General features: G+C 71.1%; 2 protein-coding genes. Both read right to left on the bottom strand.

The window, feature by feature from the left end; all coding sequences use genetic code 11:
* Positions 1-101 (bottom strand): ubiquitin-like domain-containing protein (locus IE95_RS21285; RefSeq protein WP_282916260.1); only part of this gene is annotated, 101 nt, incomplete at its 3' end.
* A gap of 636 nt (positions 102-737) precedes the next feature.
* Positions 738-1,616: resuscitation-promoting factor (locus IE95_RS21280; RefSeq protein WP_030153613.1), on the bottom strand; the 879-nt coding region annotated here is incomplete at its 5' end.

The following is a 1,616-nucleotide window of genomic DNA, read 5'->3' as shown; positions in this document are numbered from 1 at the left end:
ACCCGAATCCCCTCCTCGGCAAGGAGACCCTCGACCGAACCGGCGAACGTGCTCACCGTGGTGATCTCACCATCGACATCGAGCTCGACGGTCTTCTTCACAGACCCGTACGCAACCGCACCCGTCGCCACGAGCGCAACAGCAGTCGCACCAGCAACCAAAGGCCAACGGCGACGCCGCACAGCAGGAGAAGTGGCGGAGGCCTCAGCCTCGACACCACCAGAAGTCGAAGGGGTGGTTGCGGAGTGACGCGCCGTGCGCTGCGCGTCCACGGTCGTGCGGAAGGGATTCTTCACTCGAGTCCAGTCGTCGTGCTGTCCGGGCACGGGGGGCCGAGGGCGTGTCAGGGCACTGTCCCCTTCCGCGCCGTGCGCGGGGCGACGAGGTCGCTCCGGGTCTCGACCAGCCGATCCGGCGGTCCGGGCACCGCTCCCAGGGCTTCGTCCCGGTCGGCACCACTCGCGGCGGTCACACTCCGGTGAGCTCTGCACGCGAGACACTCGACCGTAACCGATTCGTTATCGGAGACCAAGTCGGTCGCGCGACGTGCGGGACACGTCACACGACGAAACGGACCTTCGCCAGCAGACCTCGCAGACCTCGCGCGCCCCGCGCACCCCGGGTGAGCGCGAGGCGCAGGCACAGGCGCAGAAGAGGGTGCGACCCGCAGCTCTCGCCACGGGTCGCACCCTCTTGCGTCCGACGGTCCCTGCGGGACCGTCAGGCCGTCCTGCTGCTCAGCGCAGGCCCAGCTTCTTGGAGCACGCGGGCCACTGGCCCCAGCCCGACCGCGCCTGGAGCATCTGCGCGCGCATCGTCTGCTCCTCGGCGGACGCCTGCGACGGGAGGCCGGAACCGCCCACTGCCCTCCACGTGCTGGCGGAGAACTGGTACAGGCCGTAGTAGCCGTTGCCTGTGTTCGTCGTGGGGTTGCCACCCGACTCGCACTTCGCGAGCGCCGCCCAGACGTCGCCGCCGACGGTGCTCGGCGCCGCGGGAGCGGCCGCCTGCGAGCGTGCCTTGGGAGCGGACGTCGCAGGCTGGGGGGCAGGAGCCGCCTGCGGGCGCTCCTTGGTGCCCTGGACGACGATCTTGGCGACCGGCTCGGCCGTGACGCCGTCCGAGACCAGCACGCGGGACTCCTCGACGCCGTCGACCGTCGTGACGGTCTCGATCTTGGTCGAGGCGCCCTCGACGCCCTCCTGCTTGACGACCGGGTCCAGGTCCGCGAAGCGGTTCGCGTCCTGCTCGGTGACCGTCTCGAAGGGGATCGGCGTGACGGTGGGGACGTCGCTCACGGCGACGCGCTGGACGACGAGGGAGATCGCGGGGTCCGCTGCCTCGTCACGTGCCACCGAGACCCGGTCCTGCTCGCCGAGCACGACGCCCTGCTGGTCGAGGATCGAGTTGACGCCGATCGAACCGTCAGGCGCCGTCTTGGTCTCGCCGTCGGCCACGACGCTCACCGGCCCGTCGGCGTCGAGGCGCAGCGGCAGAGCCGCACGCCCGTCGGCCCCGGAGCGGGAGGCGACCAGGCGCACGTCGGCGCCACGACCCGCGAGCGTGTCGAGCGCCTCGTCAGCATCCAGAGCCGTGACCCACACGTCGCTCTGCTG

Source organism: Oerskovia turbata (genome assembly GCF_000718325.1).
Taxonomy (GTDB): domain Bacteria; phylum Actinomycetota; class Actinomycetes; order Actinomycetales; family Cellulomonadaceae; genus Oerskovia; species Oerskovia turbata.
This window is presented reverse-complemented; position numbering and strand designations above follow the sequence as displayed.